This window comes from Streptomyces sp. NPDC048288 (genome assembly GCF_043201555.1).
In the GTDB taxonomy this organism is placed as follows: Bacteria; Actinomycetota; Actinomycetes; order Streptomycetales; family Streptomycetaceae; genus Streptomyces.
Map to the genome: position 1 here is coordinate 202642 of NZ_JBICZD010000009.1, position 17694 is coordinate 220335.

Here is a 17694-nt window from a genome sequence, read left to right on the forward strand (position 1 = left end):
TACCGGGTGGGTACGGCGAAGGGGCGGCACCGGCATGAACCGGAGCCGCCCCTCCCCCGCGCGTGCGTTACGCGGCCAGCTTCGCCAGGGCCGCGTCGATCCTCGCCAGCGTCTTCTCCTTGCCCAGGACCTCCAGGGACTCGAAGAGCGGCAGGCCGACGGTGCGGCCGGTGACGGCCACCCGGACCGGGGCCTGGGCCTTGCCGAGCTTGAGACCGTGGGCCTCGCCGGCGGCCAGGACGGCCTCCTTCAGGGACTCCGGGGAGGTCCAGTCGGCCGACTCCAGCTTCTCGCGGGCCGTGGCCAGGAGGGCGTCGCTGCCCTCCTTCATCGCCTTGGTCCAGGAGGCCTCGTCCACGGCCGGCTCCGCCAGGAACAGGAAGTCGACGTTGTCGGTGATCTCGGAGAGGACCTTCAGACGGGTCTGGGCGTGCGGGGCGATCGCCTCCCACTTGGCCTCGTCGAAGTCCGCCGGGGCCCAGGGGGCGAAGGGGGCCTTCAGCCAGGGGGCGCAGCGCTCCGTGAAGTCCTTCACGTCCAGCATGCGGATGTGGTCGGCGTTGATCGCCTCGCACTTCTTCAGGTCGAAGCGGGCCGGGTTGGGCTGGACGTCCGCGACGTCGAAGGCCGCGACCATCTCGCCGATCGAGAAGATGTCCTGGTCCGCGGAGAGCGACCAGCCCAGCAGGGAGAGGTAGTTGAGCAGCCCCTCGGGGAGGAAGCCGCGCTCGCGGTAGAGGTTGAGGGAGGACTCCGGGTCGCGCTTGGACAGCTTCTTGTTGCCCTCGCCCATGACATAGGGGAGGTGACCGAAGGCCGGGGTCCGCTGCGCGATCCCGAGCTCCGTCAGCGCCTTGTAGAGGGCGATCTGGCGGGGGGTGGAGGAGAGCAGGTCCTCGCCGCGCAGGACGTGGGTGATCTCCATCAGGGCGTCGTCGACCGGGTTGACGAGCGTGTAGAGCGGGGCGCCGTTCGCGCGGACGATGCCGTAGTCCGGGACGTTCTCCGCGGTGAAGGTCAGCTCGCCGCGGACCAGGTCCGTGAAGGTGATCGTCTCGTCGGGCATCCGGAAGCGGACGATGGGCGTACGGCCCTGGGCCCGGTACTCCGCCACCTGCTCCTCGGTGAGGTCGCGGCAGTGGCCGTCGTAGCCGGACGGCTTGCCGGCGGCGCGGGCGGCCTCGCGGCGGGTGTCCAGCTCCTCCTGGGAGCAGTAGCAGCGGTAGGCGTGACCGGCGTCCAGGAGCTTGGCGGCGACGTCGGCGTAGATGTCCATGCGCTGCGACTGGCGGTACGGCGCGTGCGGGCCGCCGACCTCCGGGCCCTCGTCCCAGTCGAAGCCCAGCCAGCGCATCGCGTCGAGCAGCTGGTTGTACGACTCCTCGGAGTCGCGGGCCGCGTCGGTGTCCTCGATGCGGAAGACCAGAGTGCCCTGGTGGTGCCGGGCGAACGCCCAGTTGAACAGGGCGGTGCGGACCAGGCCCACATGGGGGTTACCGGTGGGCGAGGGGCAGAAACGTACGCGGACGGGTGCGCTAGCCACGCTTGACAACCTTGTTGGTGAGAGTGCCGATGCCTTCGATGGTGACGGCGACCTCGTCGCCGACGTTCAGGGGGCCTACCCCTGCCGGGGTGCCGGTGAGGATCACGTCGCCGGGGAGCAGCGTCATGGCCTCGGTGATGTTGACGATCAGGTCCTCGATGGAGTGGATCATCTCGCTCGTACGGCCGAGCTGGCGCTGTTCGCCGTTGACCGTGAGCTGGATCGTCAGGTCGGACGCGGTGGCGAGGTCCAGGTCCGTCTCCACCCAGGGGCCGAGCGGGCAGGCGGTGTCGAAGCCCTTGGCCCGGGCCCACTGCTTCTCGCGCTTCTGGACGTCCCGGGCGGTGACGTCGTTGGCGCAGGTGTAGCCGAGGATCACGTCCGCCACGCGCTCGCGCGGGACCTCGCGGCACAGCCGACCGATGACCACGGCCAGTTCGGCCTCGTGGTGGAGGTCCTGGGAGAAGGACGGGTACTGGATCTCGTCGCCGGGGCCGGTGACCGAGGTGGACGGCTTGAAGAAGGCGAAGGGGGCGTCCGGGACCTCGTTGCCCAGCTCCTTCGCGTGCTCCGCGTAGTTGCGGCCGTAGGCGACGACCTTGCTGGGGAGCACCGGCGGCAGGAGCCGGACCTTGCTCAGCGGGACCTTGGTCCCGGAGAGCTCGAAGTCCGTGAACGGAATGCCCTTGATGATGTCGAGGACGAGTTCGTCCTGCTTGTCGCCCTCGACCGCGCCGAAGGCGACGTTCCCGTCGATGGAGAATCTGGCGATGCGCACGGGATCCTGCGCCCCTCACTGAACCGGCTGGAGTCTGACGCTCCAGGCTAACGTGGTGAGGGGTGGCCGCCGTGGAATAACCCGGTGACCGGGTGGCTGAGCGAACGGCGGCCGTACCTCGTACTACTCCGCGACCGAGGTCCCGGCCGGGATCTCCATGAGGATCGTGCGCCGGGGGTTGGCGGTCTGGGCGGGGAGGTCGAGGGAGTGCTCGGGCAGTTCGGGGGTCTGCAGTTCCTCGGCGTCCTTGAGGTGGGCGAGGGTGGTGCGCCGGGGGTTGGCTATGTTGCGGAACATCATCGTCGTCTTCACGGTTGTACGAGACCCCGTCGTGAGTGGGTTGGCAGAGACTTCCCTCTTGTAAAGCGCCAGGCTAAACATCGAATTCCCGGCGGAAGCCGCCGAGCGGCTGTGATCTGCGTGTGAGTTTGCTCACGAAGCCGAGGGCAAACCGGTCATTCCAGGCCGCCAAGTCGGCGCAACGAAACGGACATTGACGAACTGAAGCTGTCATTCCGCTCCTGATCATGGCGACTGGGACACCCCTCGCGTGCCCGCGACTGGCAGGGATACGTCCGTTATGTACGTGCTCGGCTTCGACATCTCGTAACGTGTCACTCACACGCTGTCACGGAGGTCACAGCTCGGCCCACGGCCCTTGTTGGAGATCCGGCACTGTGCTGGAATTCCACGGAACCGCCGCAGGATCGAGCCGGCGCGCAGGGGGCGCAACGCAGCGCCGAGTGGCGGCGAGACAGGGGGAGCCAGCGCCGGTCACACTCACGACCAACAGGGGGCGTATTCAGGGCGCTCCCCGTACAACGCCGACACCGTGTCTCTCCGTTCAGCGGAGGGGCGCCTGGTCCAGAGGTTGCGACGCTAGTGCAGGGACGATTCAAGAGGGATGGCAGCGCTCCGGCGGAGCCGGAGGCGCACGGCGGGACCGACCGCGGTTCCTCCCCCCAGCACGCCCAGAACCTGGGGCCGGGCACGGCCCCGGCCGGCGGTGGCGGTGACGGCGGTGAGCGCTCCGGGCGCCCCGCCGTGTCGGCGTCTTCGGGGTCCACGGGCCCCCAGCCGGCCGTCACACCGACGCCCACGATCAAGCCCCCGAAGGCTTCGTCGAACCCCGGCTCGCGGATAGCCCTGCGCAACTGGCGCATCTCCACGCGCCTGGTGTCGCTGCTCGCGCTCCCCGTGGTGGCGGCGACGACGCTCGGCGCGGTGCGTATCAACACCTCGCTCGACGACATCCAGCAGCTCGACAACATGAAGCTGCTGACGGACATGACCACGCAGGCCACCGAGCTGGCCCAGGAGCTCCAGAACGAGCGTGACAAGTCCGCCGGTCTGCTGGCGCACGGCGCGTCGACCAACGACGTCACGGTCAAGGGCCTCGAGGAGACCACCGACCAGGCCCGCGAGAACTTCCTCAACGCCTCCGAGGAAATCGACACCGCGAGCAAGAACGGTCAGCTCCAGGGCGTCCGCGACAGCCTCGTCGGCCTGGCCGGCCAGCTGGACGACCTGGCGAAGATCCGCAAGGACGCGTACCAGCAGAAGGAGAACTCGACCCAGACGGTCGAGGCCTACCACCGGCTGATCACCCAGCTGATCGACCTGTCGCAGGACATGGCGCAGGCCTCCAGCAACCCGGAGATGATCCAGCGCACCCGCGCCCTGGCGGCGTTCTCCACCGCCAAGGAGTACGCGTCCGTGCAGCGCGCCGTCATCGCCGCGGCCCTGCCCGCCAACAACACGACCGCCGGCGACCTCTCCGAGAACGACCGCCTCTACGGCGAGTCGGCCCAGGAGAGCGAGACCTCCGAGCTCACGATCTTCCGGAAGATCTACGCCGGCAACGCGGCCGAACTGCTCAAGCCGATCGACGAGAACAACCCGACGATCGAGTCCGCGAACACCTACGCGAAGCGTGCCCTCGGCGCCCAGAACGGTCTGAACGAGCTCTCCAAGCGGTCGTACCGCGACTGGGTGGACGACAGCTCGACCAAGATCGACCAGATGCAGAAGATCGAGCACACCCTGCTCGAGGACATGGAGCAGAAGGCCCGCGAGCTGCGCTCCTCCTCCGAGCGGGAAGCGATCATCTCCGGTGCGCTGATCCTGCTCGTCCTCGGTGTGTCGCTGGTCGGCGCCTTCATCGTGGCCCGCTCCATGATCCGCTCGCTGCGCCGCCTCCAGGAGACCGCCACCAAGGTCGCCCAGGACCGCCTGCCCGAGCTGGTCAAGCAGCTCTCCGAGTCCGACCCGCAGGACGTCGACACGTCCGTGGAGTCGGTCGGTGTGCACTCCCGGGACGAGATCGGCCAGGTGGCCGCGGCCTTCGACGACGTGCACCGCGAGGCGGTCCGCCTCGCCGCCGAGCAGGCCCTCCTGCGGGGCAACGTCAACGCGATGTTCACCAACCTCTCGCGCCGCTCCCAGGGCCTCATCCAGCGTCAGCTCTCGCTCATCTCCGAACTGGAGTCCCGCGAGGCCGACCCGGACCAGCTGTCCTCCCTCTTCAAGCTCGACCACCTCGCGACCCGTATGCGCCGGAACGGTGAGAACCTTCTGGTCCTCGCGGGTGAGGAGCCCGGCCGCCGCTGGACCCGCCCGGTCCCGCTGGTCGACGTGCTCCGCGCCGCCGCGTCCGAGGTGGAGCAGTACGAGCGCATCGAACTGGCCGCCGTACCGACCACCGAAGTGGCCGGCCGCGTGGTCAACGACCTCGTGCACCTGCTCGCCGAGCTGCTCGAGAACGCCACCTCGTTCTCCTCCCCGCAGACCAAGGTCAAGGTCACCGGTCACGCGCTGCCCGACGGCCGCGTCCTGATCGAGATCCACGACACCGGTATCGGCCTCTCCCCCGAGGACCTCGCGGCGATCAACGAGCGGCTCGCCTCGCCGCCCACCGTGGACGTCTCGGTCTCCCGCCGCATGGGTCTGTTCGTGGTCGGTCGTCTGTCCCAGCGGCACGGCATCCGCATCCAGCTGCGCCCGTCCGACTCCGGTGGTACGACCGCGCTGGTCATGCTCCCGGTGGACGTCGCCCAGGGCGGCAAGAAGCCCGCTCCCGGCAAGCCCGGCGCCCCCGCGGCCGCCGGTGGTCCGGCCGCCGCGCAGGCCGCGGCCGGTGCGGCCGCCGCCCGCCGCGGTAACGGCCAGGGCGGTGCCGGCGGTCCGCTCGGCGCGGGTGCCCCCGCCCCGGCCCTCGGCGGTGCCGGCACGGCCGGCGGACGCGGTGGTGCGCTCGGTTCGGGCGGGCCCTCCGGCGGCGGACTGCTCGGTGCCGGTGCCGGCCCGCGCGGCCAGGTCGGCGCGGGCCAGGGTCCCCGGGCCGCGCTGCCCGGCGCGGGCCAGAACGGCGGCCGTCCCGGCGCCCAGGGCGGCGGGCCGCGTGGCCCGCAGGCCCCGCAGCAGGGCCGGTCCGGCGGCGGTGCCTTCGGCGGCCAGGACGCGTTCGGCAACCCGCAGGACTCCTTCGGCGGTCAGGACGCCTTCGGCAACCGTGGTCCGGTCCCGCCGCAGCGCTCCGCGAACTCCTCCGACCAGGGCCGTCAGCCCCAGCTGCCGCCGCGCGGTGGCCCGCGGGCCGAACTGCCCGGCGGCAACCCGCCGCAGGGCCGGCCCAGCTGGAGCGACGACAACGCCCAGCCGCCGCTCTCCCGTGCCTCGCTGGACACCCCGCGCGGCCACGACGAGGACCCGAGCCACACCGCGCAGATGCCCCGCATCGACGACCGGCAGGATCTCGGCGCCACCTCTCAGATGCCGGCGATCCCGCAGGCGTCGTCGACCGGCGAGTTCCCCCGCCCGGACTTCAACGCGCCGAACGGCTCGCAGAGCACCGGCTCGTTCCCGCGGCCGGGCACGACCGGCCCGCAGAGCACCGGCTCGTACCCGCGGCCCGGCGCCAACGGCCCGCAGGACACGGGGTCGTTCCCGCGCCCGAACGTGAACGGCCAGCACGACACCGGCTCGTTCCCCCGCCCGAACGTCAACGGCCAGCAGGACTCCGGCCAGTTCGTCCGCTCCGACGTCTTCGGCGGCTCGGGCGGCCCGCAGGCGGGTGCCCAGAACACCGGGCAGTACGCGGCCCCGCAGGCCTACGACAACGGCTCCACCGGCCAGTTCGCCACGCCGTCCTTCGACGGTGGCTCCACCGGACAGCACTCCCTGCCCGGCCGCCAGAACGGCTACGGGAACCACGGCCAGAACGGCAACGGCCAGCACGCCACGGGTCAGTTCGAGCGCCCGCAGACCAACGGACGCGGTGCCGACTTCGGCGCCGCCCAGCGTCCGCCGGTCCCGCCGGCCCGCCAGGAGCCCGAGGCGCTGCCGCCGGCCAGCGGTCCCGGTGACGGTCGTACCCCGCTGTACGACACGCTGGAGACCAACTGGTTCCACGGCGGCCAGCAGGACCAGCAGCAGCCGCAGAGCAACGGCAACGGCAACGGCAACACCAACGGGACCGGCCCGGCGTCGATTCCGCCGCTGCCCTCCCAGCCGCCGGCCCCCACGGCCGCGGCCCCCCAGCGTCCCGCCCAGGCAGCCTGGCGCACCTCTCCGAACGACGACCTCGTCCGGCAGGCGGAGCGTGTACGGCAGCCGGCGGCGGGCGGTGTCACCACCTCCGGTCTGCCGCGCCGGGTGCCCCGGGCGAACCTCGTACCGGGCACGGCGCAGCAGCAACAGCACCACACCGGTCCGCAGGTCTCGCGTGCGCCTGATGACGTCCGCGGCCGGCTGACCAATCTCCGTCGGGGTATCGCGCAGGGTAGGCAGGCCGCACCCGGCCAGCAGACCGGCAGCTTCCCGAACCCCACTCACCAGCAGGAGCGTTAGTTGAGTCCGATGAGCCAGGCGGCACAGAACCTCAACTGGTTGATCACCAACTTCGTGGACAACACCCCGGGGGTGTCCCACACCGTCGTCGTGTCCGCCGACGGCCTCCTTCTGGCGATGTCCGAAGGCTTCCCCCGCGACCGTGCCGACCAGCTGGCGGCCGTCGCGTCCGGGCTCACCTCGCTGACGGCCGGGGCCTCCCGGATCTTCGAGGGCGGCACCGTGGCGCAGACGGTCGTCGAGATGGAACGCGGCTTCCTTTTCCTGATGTCCGTCTCCGACGGCTCGTCCCTCGCCGTACTGGCCCACCCGGAGTGCGACATCGGCCTCGTCGGCTACGAGATGGCACTGCTGGTCGACCGCGCGGGCGCGGTGCTCACGCCCGATCTGCGCGCCGAACTGCAAGGCAGTCTGCTCCACTGACAGCCTGGATCCAACCCACCTCACCAAATCACCGTCCGGCCGCCACAATCCCCCCACCGGCCACGTCCGACGGCACGACTGACCGACTTGCTGTCCCGCCCGGAGGAACGATGACCCCGCCCACCGCCTCTCATGATCCGTACGCGGAGCCGTACGGGGACGAGGGCGACCAGCCGCTGGTACGTCCTTACGCGATGACCGGCGGCCGGACCCGGCCGCGCTACCAGCTCGCCATCGAGGCGCTGATCAGCACCACGGCCGACCCGGCAGCGCTCATGGGGCTGCTCCCGGAGCACCAGCGCATCTGCCACCTGTGCCGTGAGGTGAAGTCGGTGGCCGAGGTGTCGGCCCTGCTCGCCATGCCGCTCGGTGTGGCCCGGATCCTGGTGGCCGACCTCGCCGAGGCCGGCCTGGTCGCCATCCACCAGCCGGGCGGCGACGAGAACAACGGCGGCGCACCGGACGTGACGCTGCTCGAAAGGGTGCTCAGTGGACTTCGCAAGCTCTGACGGAGGCCGGGCCACCACCTCCGCGAAGATCGTGGTGGCGGGCGGCTTCGGCGTCGGCAAGACCACTTTCGTGGGAGCGGTCTCCGAGATCAACCCGCTGCGCACGGAGGCCGTCATGACGTCCGCCTCGGCGGGCATCGACGACCTGACCCACACCGGGGACAAGACCACCACCACGGTGGCCATGGACTTCGGCCGTATCACCCTGGACCAGGACCTGATCCTGTACCTGTTCGGCACGCCCGGCCAGGACCGGTTCTGGTTCATGTGGGACGACCTGGTACGCGGCGCCATCGGCGCCGTCGTCCTGGTCGACACCCGCCGTCTCGCCGACTGCTTCCCCGCGGTCGACTACTTCGAGAACAGCGGCCTGCCGTTCGTCATCGCCCTCAACGGCTTCGACGGGCACCAGCCCTACACTCCGGAAGAGGTACGCGAGGCACTGCAGATCGGACCGGACGCGCCCATCATCACGACGGACGCCCGGCACCGCGCGGACGCGAAGAGCGCGCTGATCACCCTGGTGGAGCACGCCCTCATGGCACGACTGCGGTAGTAGGCGTAGGCAAGTCCGACATCGCATACGGCAGTTGTCGTAAGGAAACCGGAGCCGACTGTGGCCTTTGACACGGTCGGCTCCGGTGTTCATAACGTTTCGGCAGAGGAATCCAGTGGTATCGCCACGCGTCGCGGTCACGCGGTACCGCTGCGCTCACATCGGCCCCGCCTTTTGGCGGGGCTCGCTCTTTATGACCGTTTTATCTGGGACTTACATCCGCGTACTCCGCCGGTTTCCGGTGTTTGGAAGTGCGCAGGCCCCCGTGCTGGAATGCCTGAACTGCCCAATAGTCAAAGACGTACTGAGTAGTGGTCTGTGACACACCGGGCTCTGAGAGACTGCGGCACGACGACAGGTGCCCGCCGCCGAGAGGTTGTTGGTCGAGTGAGGCGAAGCAAGAACGGTCCCGAGCCGTCGGCACGGGGCAACTTCACCCCGCCGCCGCGCGCTGCGGCGCCCACCCCTGTGCCAGCCGCGGAACCACCGGCCGCGCCCGCGAAGAGCGGCGGCCGTTTCTCCCCGCGGAACTGGCGTGTGCCGACCAGGCTGAACGCGATTCTGCTCATACCCGTGGTCGTCGGCCTCGTGATGGGCGGCTTCCAGGTGAAGAGCTCCATCGACACCTGGCAGGAGGCCCGCGACGCGGAGAACACCGCGCGCCTGGTCCGCGCCGCTCTGAGCTACGGCGACGCCCTCTACAACGAGCGTGACGTCACCGCCGCGCCGCTGCTCCTGAACAAGGACAAGGCCACGGTCACCGCGGCACGCGCGGAGACCGACAAGGCCGCCGACGCCTTCGACGCGGCAGCGCAGAACATGCCGCAGAAGGCCGGTCTGGAACGCCGTCTGAAGCTGTTCCGCGAGGCGGAGCCCTCGCTCGCGAACCTGCGTACGGCCGCGTACACCACCAAGCTCACCGGTGTGCAGACCGAAGAGGGGTACACGCAGATCGCGCACCCCCTGATGGAGTTCGCCAACGAGCTCGGCCTGGGCACCGGAAACATCACGTCCTACGGCCGTACCGTCTACGCCATCTCGCTCACCAAGGCGGCGCTGTCGCTGGAGCGCTCGATCGGCATGCACCTGCTGATCAAGCCCGGCCCGGACGCCGGCAACCTGGCCTCGCAGCGCGTCGCCCTCTCCTCGTACGCCTACCTCGAAGGCATCGCCGTCGAGGAGTACATCGGCGGTGGTACCGAGGCGGACGCGCAGAAGCTGACCGATCTCCAGAAGAAGATCAAGAGCGACGGCGCGGCGTTGGTCCAGCAGGCCAAGGCCAAGGACCCGAACTACGTGGCCCCGCCGTCCAACTCGACCGCGATGGTCTCGGCGCTCGCGACGCTGCAGGACACCGACCCGTCCACCCGGCAGGCGCTGGCCACCAAGGGCATCACCGCCGACAACTGGTGGACGGTCAACACCCTCAAGTACAACGCCTACCGCACCATCGAGTCGGACATGGCCGACAAGGCGGTGAGCGAGGCCTCCGGCATCGCCGACGACGCCAAGACTTCGGCGTTCATCACCGGTGCCGCGGTCGTGGTCGCGCTGCTCGCCGCGTTCATCCTGGCCGGCATGGTGGCCCGCCAGATGTCCCGCTCGATGCGCCAGCTGCGCAACGCCGCCTTCGGCATCGCCGAGCAGCGCCTGCCGATGCTGGTCGACCAGCTCTCCCGCACCGACCCCGGCCGGGTCGACACCCGGGTGGCGCCGATCCCCATCAGCACGACCGACGAGATCGGCGAAGTCGCCCGCGCCTTCGACCAGGTCCACCGCGAGGCCGTCCGGCTCGCCGCCGAGCAGGCCCTGCTGCGGGGCAACATCAACGCGATCTTCACCAACCTGTCGCGCCGCAACCAGTCGCTGATCGAGGGCCAGCTGACCCTGATCACCGACCTGGAGAACAACGAGGCCGACCCGGACCAGCTGGAGAACCTCTTCCGCCTGGACCACCTCGCGACCCGTATGCGCCGCAACGGCGAGAACCTCCTGGTCCTCGCCGGCGAGGAGCCGGGCCGCCGCTGGGACCAGCCGGTCCCGCTGGTCGACGTGTTGCGCGCCGCCTCCTCCGAGGTGGAGCAGTACGAGCGCGTCGAGCTGTCCGGCGTCCCGGAGGCCGAGATCCACGGCCGCGCGGTCACCGACCTCGTGCACCTGCTGGCCGAGCTCCTGGAGAACGCGACGACGTTCTCCTCCCCGCAGACCAAGGTCCGCGTCACCGCGACCCGTCTCCCCGACGGCCGCATCATGATCGAGATCCACGACAAGGGCATCGGCCTCACCGCCGAGGACTTCGCGGACATCAACCACAAGCTGGCCAACCCGCCGACCGTGGACGCCGCGATCTCCCAGCGCATGGGCCTCTTCGTGGTCGGCCGGCTGTCCGACCGGCACGGCATCCGGGTCCAGCTGCGCCCCTCGGGCGAGCAGGCGGGCACGACCTCGCTGGTCATGCTGCCGGACGCGATCACCCACGGCGGTGGCGGCGAACAGCAGCTGGACCGCGACGAGTTCACCGTCTCGCAGATCATCCCGGAGCAGCAGTTCCAGGCCGAGAACTTCAGCCAGCCGCAGCTCCAGCCGATGCGTACGGCCGCCGAACTCGGCTTCGACGACAGCCGCTACGTGGAGGTCCCCGACGACATCCGCGACCTGGACCCCGTCGGCCGCTCCCTGATGCGCGAGGAGCGCCGTGCGGCCCTGGAGGCCCAGGCGCAGCCCTCGCAGGGCGCAGAGGCCCCGCAGAGCCCTCAGGAGACCGCTGAGATCCCGTCGTACGTCGACGAGTTCGATCGGGGCCGGCAGGGCTACGACAGCGCCGGTACGGCCTTCCAGGAGCAGCCCACGGGCTTCGACTCCCCGGCGGCCTACCAGGAGCAGTCGCAGGGCGGGTACGACGGGCAGCAGTACTACGCGCCGAACGGCGGTCTGCCGCAGAACGACGCGTTCTCGCCGGACGCCTTCTCCACCGGCGGCTACCCCGAGCCCGCCTATCCGGAACCGGTCCAGGAGAAGCCCGCGGCCGCGCACACCGCCGCCTCCGAGTCCTTCCCGGCCTTCGGCGAGCAGCAGTCCTACCAGGACGACTGGCCGCAGCAGGACGGTTACCAGAACGGCTACCCGGCCCAGTACGCTCCGGAAGCGGAGTCGGTGCAGGCCGGTGACGTGGACGAGCGGAACCGCGTAGGCTTCGACCGTCCGGGAGCGGCCCCTTCCGCAGGCCACCAGCTGACCGATGCCGGGCTGCCCCGCCGGGGCTCCGCCGGCGGCGGCACGGGCCACGCGAACGGCACGGGTCCCGTACAGCAGGCACCGGCACCGGCCGCACAGCAGACCCCCGCACCGGCGGCCCCGGCTCCGGCGACGGGCGGCGACAGCAACTGGCGTTCCCAGAACGACGAGCGCTGGCAGCAGGCCTCGCAGCTGCGCAAGCCCAAGGCGGGCGGGGTCACCTCCTCCGGCCTGCCGAGGCGGGTACCCAAGGCCAACCTGGTCGAGGGAGCCGCCGAGAGCACCCCTCAGGGAGGCCCACAGGTCTCCCGCGCCCCGGAGGACATCCGGGGCAGGCTGAGCAACCTGCGTCGCGGCGTCGAGCGCGGACGCAACGCAGGCAGTGAAACGAACGGCCAGGGCTTCGGTCCTGACAGCACCTACAACCAGGAGCGTTAGTGTGAGCCCGATGAGCCAGGCGGCACAGAACCTGAACTGGTTGATCACCAACTTCGTGGACAACACCCCGGGGGTGTCCCACACGGTGGTGGTCTCCGCCGACGGACTCCTTCTGGCGATGTCCGAAGGCTTCCCCCGCGACCGTGCCGACCAGCTCGCGGCCGTCGCCTCCGGTCTGACGTCTCTGACGGCAGGCGCCTCCCGGATCTTCGAGGGTGGCAGCGTGAACCAGACGGTTGTGGAGATGGAGCGGGGATTCCTCTTCATCATGTCCGTTTCTGATGGTTCCTCGCTGGCGGTCCTCGCCCACCCGGAGGCCGACATCGGCCTGATTGGGTATGAGATGGCCCTTTTGGTGGACCGCGCGGGCACGGTTCTTACCCCGGATCTGCGTCAGGAACTCCAAGGAAGCCTTCTCAACTAATAGTCAGACGGTGCGTTTTGGCGTCCCGGGGCCGTAAGGTTTCGGGACGCGGCTCCACAGGGATGGGTGCCCGGCACGGTCGGAGGAGGAGAGAAAGTGGCAACACCCCCAAGCGGTTCGAATAACGGCAACTGGTCGTACGGTCCTGCCCAGGGCCAGGGCGACGGTTCCGCGAACCGGTACAACTTCCCCTCCACGCCGAGCCACCGGCAGCCGTACGCACCGCAGGGCCCTGGTCCCTCGCCGTACGACCAGCCGCCGGCGCCGCGCATCCAGCCGGTACAGCCGCAGCGCCGTCCCGAGCCGGCGCCGGCCTCGGGGTCGAACAACCCCCTGGTGCGTCCGTACGCCATGACCGGTGGCCGGACCCGCCCGCGGTACCAGCTCGCCATCGAGGCGCTGGTGCACACCACCGCGCAGCCGCACCAGATGCAGGGCCAACTGCCCGAGCATCAGCGGATCTGCAACCTCTGCCGGGAGATCAAGTCGGTGGCCGAAGTCTCGGCCCTGCTGTCGATCCCTCTCGGCGTGGCCAGGATCCTCGTCGCCGACTTGGCGGAGGCGGGCCTGGTCGCCATCCATCAGCCCGGCGGCGACGAGAACGCCGGCGGCCAGCCAGACGTGACACTGCTCGAAAGGGTGCTCAGTGGACTTCGCAAGCTCTAGCGGCGGTCCTTCCCGCTCCACCACCTCAGCGAAGATCGTGGTGGCGGGCGGCTTCGGCGTGGGCAAGACCACGTTCGTCGGTGCCGTCTCGGAGATCAACCCGCTGCGCACAGAGGCCGTGATGACGTCCGCGTCTGCCGGCATCGACGACCTCACCCACACCGGGGACAAGACGACCACCACGGTCGCCATGGACTTCGGCCGTATCACCCTGGACCAGGACCTCATCCTGTACCTGTTCGGCACGCCCGGCCAGGACCGGTTCTGGTTCATGTGGGACGACCTGGTACGCGGCGCCATCGGCGCCATCGTGCTTGTCGACACCCGCCGCCTCGCCGACTGCTTCCCCGCGGTCGACTACTTCGAGAACAGCGGCCTGCCGTTCGTCGTCGCCCTCAACGGCTTCGACGGCAGCCAGCCGTACAACCCCGAAGAGGTGCGCGAGGCGCTCCAGATCGGCCCGGACACCCCGATCATCACGACCGACGCCCGCCACCGCGCGGACGCCAAGTCGGCCCTGATCACCCTGGTGGAACACGCGCTCATGGCGCGCCTGCGCTAGCGACGATCTCCGCAGAGGGGCCCCTCCCGTCCGGGAGGGGCCCCTCTGTCATATCCGTACCCCTACCCGTACGCGGTTCTGCCCCGGGGCCTCTCCGGACACGCCACGGCCCCGCTCTCCCGGAAGGGGGAGCGGGGCCGTGGTCACGTGCGTGAAGGGCTCAGTGCCAGCTGTGCGGGGCGCGGAAGCCGTTCTCGCGCTCCAGGCGGCGCCAGCCGGCCTTGGCGCGGCCTCGGTGGGTCTGCTCGGTGTCGGCGGTCGGCCGGGCGGCCGCGCGGGCCAGGAGGACCGCCGTGATGGCGGCGACTTCCTCCGGGTCGGCGTTGCCCTTCTCGACGCGGATGTCAGGCACGTTCATGGGTGTCAGTCTCCGTGAGAGAGGTTTCCGCGGGATTACTGCGGGGGGTTGCCGTGCTTACGGGACGGCAGGTCGGCGTGCTTGGTGTGCAGCATCGCCAGCGACTTGGCGAGCACCTCTCGGGTCTCGGCCGGGTCGATGACGTCGTCGACCAGGCCGCGCTCGGCCGCGTAGTAGGGGTGCATGAGCTCCGCCTTGTACTCCTTGACCATCTTCTGCCGCATGGCCTCGGGGTCCTCGGCGGAGGCGATCTGCCGACGGAAGATCACGTTGGCCGCGCCCTCCGCGCCCATCACCGCGATCTCGTTGGTCGGCCACGCGTACGTGAGGTCGGCGCCGATCGACTGGGAGTCCATGACGATGTAGGCACCTCCGTACGCCTTGCGCAGGATGAGCGAGATCCTCGGCACGGTCGCGTTGCAGTAGGCGTAGAGGAGCTTCGCGCCGTGGCGGATGATCCCGCCGTGCTCCTGGTCGACGCCGGGGAGGAAGCCCGGTACGTCCAGGAAGGTGACGATCGGAACATTGAAAGCGTCACACATCTGGACAAAGCGCGCAGCTTTTTCGCTCGCCTCGATGTCCAGGACACCTGCCAGCACCTGCGGTTGGTTGGCGACGATGCCCACGACCTGGCCGTCGATCCGGGCCAGCGCGCAGATGATGTTCCGCGCCCAGCGCTCGTGGACCTCCAGGTACTCGCCGTCGTCGACGATCTCCTCGATGACCTTGGCCATGTCGTACGGCCGGTTGCCGTCGGCCGGGACCAGGTCCAGGAGGACGTCGCTGCGGCGGTCGACGGCGTCCGTGGACTCGACGCGCGGCGGGTTCTCGCGGTTGTTCTGCGGGAGGAGGGAGAGGAGGTAGCGGACCTCCGCGATGCAGGTCTCCTCGTCGTCGTACGCGAAGTGGCAGACGCCGGAGGTCTCCGCGTGGACGTCGGCGCCGCCGAGCCCGTTCTGGGTGATCTCCTCGCCGGTGACCGCCTTGACGACGTCCGGTCCGGTGATGAACATCTGCGAGGTCTCGCGGACCATGAAGACGAAGTCGGTGAGGGCGGGCGAGTAGGCCGCGCCGCCGGCGCACGGGCCGAGCATCACGGAGATCTGCGGGATGACACCGCTCGCCTTGGTGTTGCGCTGGAAGATGCCGCCGTAGCCGGCGAGGGCGGAGACGCCCTCCTGGATACGGGCACCGGCGCCGTCGTTCAGCGACACCAGCGGGGCGCCGGCCGCGATGGCCATGTCCATGATCTTGTGGATCTTGGTGGCGTGGGCCTCGCCCAGCGCGCCACCGAAGATCCGGAAGTCATGGGCGTAGACGAAGACCGTACGGCCCTCGACCGTGCCCCAGCCGGTGATGACACCGTCGGTGTACGGCTTCTTGGCCTCCAGGCCGAAGCCGACCGCACGGTGCCGGCGCAGCTGCTCGACCTCCTGGAAGGAACCCGGGTCCAGGAGCAGCTCGATGCGCTCCCGGGCCGTCAGCTTGCCCTTGGCGTGCTGTGCCTCGGTCGCCTTCTCGCTGGGGCCCGCCACAGCCGCCGCACGGATCCCGTGCAGCTCGGCGACCCGCCCGCGCGCGTCCGTCGGTTCGCCGGTGGGCTCGCCCGTCGTCTCTTCCAAAACGGTCATGTAGCGACCTTACGAAGGACACCAAGCAATGCGAGACGTCGACTCCGTACAGTCTCCGACGCGTTTTCCTGGAAGCACTGAACAGAACCAGAACGGCATGCAGCCGTTCCGACTGCTCAGGGGGCTGCGCCGTTGTAGGGGTGCCACAAAGGCGACACCTGAGACCCGGCTCACATTCGCAGGTGGCCCATACCACCCGCCGGGTGACGCGGGCCCCGGACGGCGCCTCCCGCACCCTATCCGCACCCCCCGCCGCGGCGTCCCGTCGCGTCGCGATATGCACTACCCGACGTTACGTTGAGTAATGACCGCGACACGCGAGCGGATGATGTTGAAGGTTGAATGGAATGGGTCTACGGTGGGCTGCGTTAAGTTCGTTGAACGTTAAACATCAACGGTCCGCGTCTTCGGCATTCCCCGCTCGGAAGGCACGACCCGTCCCCTCAAGGAGCACGTCATGGGCATCTTCGGCCGCAAGAGCGACGAGACGACCGCCGCCGGCACGACCGCCGACAACGCCGCGCTGACCGGCGACTACACCATCGACCCCGCGCACACCACGCTCGGCTTCGTGGCCCGCCACGCGATGGTCACCAACGTCAAGGGCAGCTTCCAGGAGTTCGAGGGCACCCTGCACCTGGACGGCACGGACCCGGCCAAGTCCACGGCCTCCCTCGACATCAAGATGGACAGCATCACCACCGGCAGCCCCGACCGCGACGGTCACCTGAAGTCGGCGGACTTCTTCAAGATCGACGAGTTCCCGACGATGACCTTCCGCTCCACCTCGGCGGAGGCCCTCGGCGACGAGGACTACCGCGTCACCGGCGACCTCACCATCCTCGGCGTCACCAAGCCGGTCACCATCGACCTGGAGTTCAACGGCGCCGCCAAGGACCCGTTCGGCAACGAGCGTGTCGGCTTCGAGGGCAAGGCCGAGATCAAGCGCTCCGACTGGGGCGTGACCTGGAACGCGGCGCTGGAGACCGGCGGTGTCCTGGTCTCCGACAAGATCAAGCTGAACTTCGACATCTCCGCGATCAAGAACGCGTGAGCCCCTCCCCGTAGCGCCCGCCCTCCGCTCCCCCGCGCGGAGGCCGGGCGCTCGGTCATGTCCGGGGCGATGTCCGGGGCCGCACCGCCTCCTTCCCGGAGGACAGCCCGGTCAGGGCGGCGGCCAGTCTCGCCGCCCGGCCCCGCGCGGTGCGGGCCGTGAGCAGCCCGAAGATCACCTGGTACCGCTCCGTCCGCCCGAGGGCGTCGAAGGCCGCCCCGGCTTGCGGGTTCCGCTCCAGCGCCGCCGCCAGGTCCTCGGGCACCCGGGCTTCGCTCTGCGGCTCGTACGCCACCTCCCACCGCCCGTCCGCCCGCGCGGCGGCCACCTCCGCGAGCCCCGCGGGACGCATCCGGCCGGCCTCGGTCAGCTCCGCCACCCGGCGCACATTGACCAGGGACCAGAGGCTGCCCGGCCTGCGCGGGGTGATCTTCTGCAGGAAGTACGTCGCGTCGAGCGCCTTGCGCTGCCCGGTGATCCAGCCGTGGCACAGCGCGACGTCGTTGACCTCGCCCCAGGTGACGGAGACCAGTCCCGAGCCCTTCTTGGCGACCTTCACCCAGAGGCCGGGATACGGGGCGGGGTGGGCGGCGAGCCAGTCGTCCAGGCCGGAGGTGGTGGAGAAGGCCAGGGCGGGGGCTGTCTCGGCGGTGTCGCGTGCGGTCATGGC

Annotated in this window: 15 protein-coding genes; 9 read left to right on the forward strand and 6 right to left on the reverse strand. The window is 69.9% G+C overall.

Features of this window, described 5'->3' with window-relative positions:
- Nucleotides 1-67: 67 nt before the first annotated feature.
- The 3 genes from gltX to ACGFZS_RS31045 all read right to left on the reverse strand — a co-directional run bounded on the left by gltX (nt 68) and on the right by ACGFZS_RS31045 (nt 2633).
- On the reverse strand, nt 68-1552 hold the full coding sequence (gene gltX, locus ACGFZS_RS31035) for a glutamate--tRNA ligase (RefSeq protein WP_393797845.1): 1485 nt from the start codon (nt 1550-1552) through the stop codon (nt 68-70).
- Nucleotides 1536-2321, reverse strand: coding sequence for a fumarylacetoacetate hydrolase family protein (locus ACGFZS_RS31040; RefSeq protein WP_355714316.1), 786 nt, complete (start codon nt 2319-2321; stop codon nt 1536-1538). The genes gltX and ACGFZS_RS31040 overlap by 17 nt, the downstream gene beginning before the upstream one ends.
- A gap of 123 nt (nt 2322-2444) precedes the next feature.
- Nucleotides 2445-2633 (reverse strand): hypothetical protein, encoded by a 189-nt coding sequence (locus ACGFZS_RS31045; RefSeq protein ID WP_217547523.1) that lies wholly within the window; start codon nt 2631-2633, stop codon nt 2445-2447.
- Between the two features lie 570 nt (nt 2634-3203).
- On the opposite strand from ACGFZS_RS31045, the gene ACGFZS_RS31050 reads away from it, so the two are divergent.
- The 8 genes from ACGFZS_RS31050 to ACGFZS_RS31085 all read left to right on the forward strand — a co-directional run bounded on the left by ACGFZS_RS31050 (nt 3204) and on the right by ACGFZS_RS31085 (nt 13981).
- Nucleotides 3204-7169 (forward strand): nitrate- and nitrite sensing domain-containing protein, encoded by a 3966-nt coding sequence (locus ACGFZS_RS31050; protein ID WP_393797846.1) that lies wholly within the window; start codon nt 3204-3206, stop codon nt 7167-7169.
- A 9-nt stretch (nt 7170-7178) separates the two neighbouring features.
- Nucleotides 7179-7592 (forward strand): roadblock/LC7 domain-containing protein, encoded by a 414-nt coding sequence (locus ACGFZS_RS31055; protein WP_023546525.1) that lies wholly within the window; start codon nt 7179-7181, stop codon nt 7590-7592.
- Nucleotides 7593-7702: 110 nt separating this feature from the next.
- On the forward strand, nt 7703-8101 hold the full coding sequence (locus tag ACGFZS_RS31060; protein WP_019058642.1) for a DUF742 domain-containing protein: 399 nt from the start codon (nt 7703-7705) through the stop codon (nt 8099-8101).
- On the forward strand, nt 8082-8657 hold the full coding sequence (locus ACGFZS_RS31065) for an ATP/GTP-binding protein (protein WP_046729249.1): 576 nt from the start codon (nt 8082-8084) through the stop codon (nt 8655-8657). Before ACGFZS_RS31060 ends, ACGFZS_RS31065 begins: the two co-directional genes overlap by 20 nt.
- 387 nt (nt 8658-9044) lie before the next feature.
- Entirely contained in the window at nt 9045-12329 is a 3285-nt protein-coding gene (locus tag ACGFZS_RS31070; protein WP_393797847.1) for a nitrate- and nitrite sensing domain-containing protein, read from the forward strand.
- 10 nt (nt 12330-12339) lie between these two features.
- On the forward strand, nt 12340-12753 hold the full coding sequence (locus ACGFZS_RS31075) for a roadblock/LC7 domain-containing protein (RefSeq protein WP_093825739.1): 414 nt from the start codon (nt 12340-12342) through the stop codon (nt 12751-12753).
- A gap of 96 nt (nt 12754-12849) precedes the next feature.
- A complete protein-coding gene (locus tag ACGFZS_RS31080; RefSeq protein WP_365691066.1) occupies nt 12850-13419 on the forward strand; it encodes a DUF742 domain-containing protein in 570 nt (189 codons plus the stop codon).
- Complete coding sequence (locus ACGFZS_RS31085) at nt 13400-13981, forward strand: ATP/GTP-binding protein (RefSeq protein WP_123973912.1); 582 nt, start codon at nt 13400-13402, stop codon at nt 13979-13981. The genes ACGFZS_RS31080 and ACGFZS_RS31085 overlap by 20 nt, the downstream gene beginning before the upstream one ends.
- 160 nt (nt 13982-14141) lie before the next feature.
- Here ACGFZS_RS31085 and ACGFZS_RS31090 read toward each other — a convergent pair whose 3' ends face one another.
- Both ACGFZS_RS31090 and ACGFZS_RS31095 read right to left on the reverse strand, forming a co-directional pair.
- Nucleotides 14142-14339 carry an acyl-CoA carboxylase subunit epsilon gene (locus tag ACGFZS_RS31090; RefSeq protein ID WP_089098553.1) on the reverse strand — a complete coding sequence of 66 codons (198 nt, stop codon included), beginning with the start codon at nt 14337-14339 and terminating at the stop codon, nt 14142-14144.
- A gap of 35 nt (nt 14340-14374) precedes the next feature.
- Nucleotides 14375-15970 (reverse strand): acyl-CoA carboxylase subunit beta, encoded by a 1596-nt coding sequence (locus tag ACGFZS_RS31095; protein WP_365691063.1) that lies wholly within the window; start codon nt 15968-15970, stop codon nt 14375-14377.
- A gap of 457 nt (nt 15971-16427) precedes the next feature.
- On the opposite strand from ACGFZS_RS31095, the gene ACGFZS_RS31100 reads away from it, so the two are divergent.
- Nucleotides 16428-17024: a YceI family protein gene (locus tag ACGFZS_RS31100; protein ID WP_393797848.1), complete on the forward strand. Its 597-nt coding sequence runs from the start codon at nt 16428-16430 to the stop codon at nt 17022-17024.
- Nucleotides 17025-17079: 55 nt separating this feature from the next.
- Here the strand turns inward: ACGFZS_RS31100 and ACGFZS_RS31105 are convergent, their stop codons facing one another.
- A complete protein-coding gene (locus tag ACGFZS_RS31105) occupies nt 17080-17691 on the reverse strand; it encodes a YdeI family protein (protein ID WP_393797849.1) in 612 nt (203 codons plus the stop codon).
- Nucleotides 17692-17694: the final 3 nt, after the last annotated feature.